2 protein-coding genes are annotated in these 5,658 nt (G+C 43.5%); both read left to right on the top strand.

From position 1 onward, the window contains the following. A partial coding sequence (locus tag LMU01S_RS09365; protein ID WP_156470411.1) for a Rib/alpha-like domain-containing protein occupies window positions 1-813 on the top strand: 813 nt, incomplete at its 5' end. 564 nt (window positions 814-1,377) lie between these two features. Further along, window positions 1,378-5,658, top strand: a 4,281-nt coding sequence (locus LMU01S_RS09360; RefSeq protein WP_061773577.1) for a Rib/alpha-like domain-containing protein, incomplete at its 3' end; no start/stop codon positions are given.

Raw genomic sequence — 5,658 nt, 5'->3', positions numbered from 1 at the left:
AAAGATCCAGTCGATACAACGACAGAAGGTACAAAAGATGCGACAGTAGTGGTGACCTACCCAGATGGTTCGACTGATGAAGTGAAAGTAACGGTAACCGTAACGGATGACCGCACAGACGCAGACAAGTACGAACCAATTGGCCAAGATGTCAATGTGACACCTGGTCAAGAACCAGATCCAGCTGATGGTATCAAGAACAAAGAAGACCTTCCAGAAGGTACAGAGTTCGAATGGAAAGAACCGATCGACACAACAACACCAGGTGAAAAAGAAGGTACGATCGTGGTGATCTACCCAGATGGCTCACGTGAAGAAATCAAGGTCGTTGTCAATGTAGTTGATGATCGCACAGATGCAGATAAGTACGAACCAACAACTAAACCAATTGAGGTCGTTGAAGGTCAAGTACCAGATGCTAAAGATACGATCACTAACTTAGATGAACTTCCAGAAGGCACAATGGTCGAATGGATCGTAGCACCAAATACTGCGAACCCAGGGACAGTCAATGGTTTAGTCAAGGTAACTTATCCAGACGGATCATTTGATATCGTTGAAGTTGAAGTCGTAGTTAAAGCTAAGGCTTCAAACGGCGATAAAAAAGATGTTGCCGGAGCTAAGGAAGAAACAGTAGCTCAACCAAAACCAACAAACGTTTCTAAACCAGCTGAAAACAAGCAACAACAAGAGTTACCACAAACAGGTGATGCAGATACACAAGCTGCTTCAGTTGCAGGTGTGCTCATGACAGCTCTTGCAGGACTCTTTGGCCTAGGCGTAGTAGCTGACAAGAAGAAACGCAAAAACTAATTAGGTAATTATTTATCTAAATAAATAGTTTGAGGCCTCCTCCCAAATCAAAATTGGGTGGAGGCCTTTTTTGGTATACAAAAAAGCAGTCAGGAATAGATCGAGTACCGCAAATACTCGTCGATCCGACTGCCGTAGAGGATAGTGTTCAAGAACTTCTGTGGAAAATGCGCAAACCCAAGCACAACCAAGCGAAGTTGTAGCTAAAGCAGCTACTGTAAATAACACTAACGTCGAGATTATAACATATTGTTTTATTAGGGGCAAATTACTTTATTTATTGATAGTATTAGTAAATTCAACTTTTAAAATATTAAAGGACTTATTGTTGAATGATCTTTTTATCATTATCTAATTTTTTATATTATAAAAAACGTAATGCTATCATTCGGTTTTTGTAATAAACCCTTGGTTTTAAAGGGTTTTAAAGCTTAAGATTTTAAACATCTGAGTAATATCATTTGAGTTTTTTTATATAAAAAGTTAATATTATGTTGCGGAATGTAAATGTTTGCAAAGATTTAGCATTTTTGTAAATGGTCAAATAGAAATGGAGGTTTTTATATGCTCTCAAAAAACAATAGGAAGCAACAATCTCAAAAGATGGAACCAAAACATCAACGCTTTACGATCAAAAAGTTTAGTGTTGGGGTAGCTTCTGTTTTGATCGGGACGACGTTTGCAGTTCATCGAACTAATAGCGTTTTGGCGGACCAGACAAATAACGAGCCTGGAACTGAAATGGTCGAAACCTCGGCCGAAGATCCAGGTGATACATCAGTTGCTACCGAAGGGGCAAATAATGAAAATGGAGCTTCAGTTGAGGATGCCACTACCAATGAAACACCTCAAGCTAAAACTCCAATGACAGATAGTAATGAGACGACTGAAGCGCCAACTTCAGAAGACACTACCACAACCAATGATAGCACAACTGTATCTGAAACACCAGAAGTAGCAGCTACTCCTGAAACGACACCAGAAGTGACTGAAACGACACAAACAACAGAAACACCAGCTGAAACGGAAGCGCGACCGAGTGAAACGACCACAGCTGAAACACCACAACCTGAAGTGCAACCAACAACTGAAAAAGCTTCGGCAGAAGCATCAATGTTACGTGCTGCAGGCGCAAATGGTGAAGGTGACCAACCAAGCGCACAGGCTGATGGGCCAAGTGTTTCAGATGCATTGCAAGAAGAGTTAGAAAAAAATGCGATCTATAGTCCCGGTGATCCAACTGCTAAGCAAACCTATTCTGGTAAAGCTTGGTTGGATACGAGCCGTGGCGGTTTAGATGGTATGGGTAAGGATTCGACCCCAATGGCGGGTGTCAAGGTTTATTTGCAGTGGGTAAATGGTAATGGCTATGTTTCTAAAGTTTACTACACCACGACTAATGCTGATGGGACCTTTGCGATCGATCTTTCTGATCCAAATGGACTAGAACAAAGTAAATTCGTACTTGCAGGTGATGGAAAATTTGCGATCAGAACATGGGTCCAAAATCCAGATCCTGAAAAATATAGTATTGTTCAAGCGGGGGATAAGATCTATGGTTTCCATACACGTTTGAACCGTAAGAATGAATCTTGGGACTTCACCGCTGGGATCAATCGGATCGTTAACTCAATGGTCATCTTCCAAGAAAAGATGGGCTTAGAAGATTGGCTCGTTAAGCCGGAAGATCAATGGGAAAAGTCACCTAATATAGATGGCATCTGGGCAGATCGTGGTCTATCCGGGGCAGTTACCGGTTGGGTCTGGTATGAAAATGGTGATGGAGCTGGGGGTTTAGCTAACCAATGGATCAATGATCGTAATGACGTCAAAGCAACGGGGACTAAAGTTGTTGCCTCATACTTGAATGATGAAGTGACCATTTTGATCGATGAATGGGCTGCTGCTCATAAAGGGTATTCACTTGATGATATGAAAGCTGCGCAAGCTGAGATCATTGCTAAATACCAAGAAGAACATGGCGTAGGTTCGCATATTGCTGAATCTGTTGTTGGCACTGCTAACGCTGAAGGTAAATACTATATTCCATTTAGAGGTTTGTATGGTGCTAGTCCAACGACAAAAGGTCTTGCAGTTAGTGCCGATAAGTGGCATACCTTGGTTTCTGATGCAGATCTCAATAACAGTAATATCACGCTTTGGAATGGAACTGGGCTGGGGCCTTTGCGCCATATCAATGCGAAGTATATGTATGTTATGCCATTGATCGATAACTACAATATTTGGAATGATGCCTTTACTAACAATATGTTCCAAAATGCAAATAGTTTCTTGACTTCAGTGGGAACGACTTCAAACTATGGTTCGGTCAACTTTGCTTTATTGACTCCACAACCAATGATCGACATTTTAAATTATGATACCGGAAATAACCATGCCTTTGCAGGTGACAAAGTTGAGTCGACTGTAGGCGGTTTATTCCCTGCCCATGAGTATCAAGTTCAATGGTTCAAAGATGGGGTCGCCTATGGGTCAGTCCAAACGATCACTGCTAGTATAGATGGGACTTACAAGCCAGATCTCTTTACGGTACCTGATGATATCACAGGCGATACCAACTTTACGGTCGCAGTCTTTGAACAAGGTGAAAATACTAAGAGTTTAGACAATGCTTTAGCCTTAGATTCCTTTATTGCAGGCGTACCTGTGACTGATTCTTATGTTCCAGCATATAAAGAAGTAGCTGGTACGATCGGTCAAGATACGACCCCAGTGACACCGACATTTACCGATGCGACAGGTCAAGCTACAACAGCGCCAACAGGTACGAAGTTTACACCAGCTGCTGATGCGGATATCCCAGCTGATATCAAAGCAACTGTTCCAGCCGATGCCAAAGTGCTTGATCCGGCCGATGTTACGATCGATGAAGCTACAGGTGCAGTTACAGTTAAGGGTACTGCTTTGACAGGTAAAGGCACATATGTCACCCCAGTTCAAGTGACGTATCCAGATGGTTCCAAGGACTTTGTTTATGTCACCGTCAACGTAGCAAATGATGCAGCTACGACCTTTGAAGCTACTGGTGGCGAACTGACTAAAGACTTTGGTCAAGCGCCAACGCCAGAAGAGATCTTGGGTAAGGTAACGACCAACTATCCAGATACGCTAAATGAACGACCAACAATGGCGATCAAAGAAGGTACGACTTTACCAGATGGACAAACTGCGGGCGACTTTGATATCCCAGTGGTTGTGACGTATCCAGATGGTTCGACTGATGAAGTTACGGTCAAAGTAACGATCAAGACACCGATCGCTGATGATTATGATGTGACTGGTGGCCAATTAGATAAAGAACTTGGTAGTCCAACCACTGCTGAAGAAGTGATCGGCAAAGTGACATTTACTGAGGCTGGTAAGACTGATCCGATCGCAACTCCAGCAGGGGCAACGATCACAGTGGACGACCCAGCTGGTCTCCCAGATGGCAATACAGCTGGAGTTTATGATGTTCCGGTAACGGTGACCTATCCAGATGGTACCACGGACAAGACAAGTGTCAAAGTCGTAGTAGGTAACGTGATCCCGATCACTGATCCAACGCAACCGACCCCAGAAGGCTATGTTCGTGTGACCTTTGATCAGGGGGCAAATGGTACTTTTGCAGCTGATGCTAAGACGATGTTTGATGTTAAAGTTGGAACGGCAATGACAGAAGTACCAGTTCCAACAGTAACGCCAGCAGCTGATTACTTGCATACTGGCTGGAGCCCAGAATTAGCAGAGAATGTTACGGATGCAGCTAATTATGTGGCTCAATACAAGATCAAAGACAATGTTCAATATGTTGTTGAAGGTGGTACCATCAATAAAGCCTTTGGCGATCCAACCACGGCTGATGAAGTGATCGGAGCTGTGATCACAAGTTATCCAGCAGATCAAACTCCACAACCAACGATCACAGTGGATGATCCATCTAAATTGCCAAATGGTACCGAAGCTGGTGAATTTGATATTCCAGTAACAGTGACCTTCCCAGATGGTACAACGTCGACTACGACAGTCAAAGTTATCGTAATGGATAAGATTATTGATCGGACCAATGATCCAAATGCTCCGACCCCAGAAGGTTATGTCAGAGTAACATTTGATGCAGGAACTGATGGTAAATTTGCTGACGGTGCAAGCTATATCTTTGATGTCAAAGAAGGGACAAGCGTCGGTGAAGTTCAGATCCCAACGATCATTGCTAACGAAGGGTTCGTTCAAAAAGATGGTGCTGAAGCTTGGAGCCCAGCCTTACCAGAAACGTTTACCACAAATGGGACTTTTATGGCTCAATATCGGACGGCAGCAAATGATGCTGATAAGTATGAACCGGTCTACAATCCGATCGAAAAACCAGCTGGTGAAAAAACGACTGCAGAAGATGTGATCGGAGCTGTTATTGTTCCTGGCTTCCCAACTGACGGTGAACAACCAAAAGTGACAGTCGATCCAGGCGTTGAGCTCCCAGATGGTAATACGCCAGGTGTCTTTGATATTCCAGTAACAGTGACCTATCCAGATGGTTCAACAGATAAGGGTACAGTTAAGGTAACTGTGCTAGATAAGATCATTGATCGGACCAATGATCCGGATGCCCCGACCCCAGAAGGTTATGTCAGAGTAACGTTTGATGCTGGCGCAAATGGTAAATTTGTTGATGGTGCAAGCTACATCTTTGATGTTCGCGAAGGCACGCCAGCAAGTGAAGTTACTGTTCCAACGATCGAACCAGCAGAAGGTTATGTTCAAGCTGGTTGGGATCCAGTCTTGCCAGATACCTTTACCACAGGTGGAACTTTTGTAGCTCAATACAAAGCTGCGGCAACGGATGCG

This window comes from Ligilactobacillus murinus DSM 20452 = NBRC 14221 (genome assembly GCF_001591685.1).
In the GTDB taxonomy this organism is placed as follows: Bacteria; Bacillota; Bacilli; order Lactobacillales; family Lactobacillaceae; genus Ligilactobacillus; species Ligilactobacillus murinus.
The sequence above is the reverse complement of the archived record's forward strand: the minus strand, read 5'-3'. Positions and strand labels throughout refer to the sequence as shown.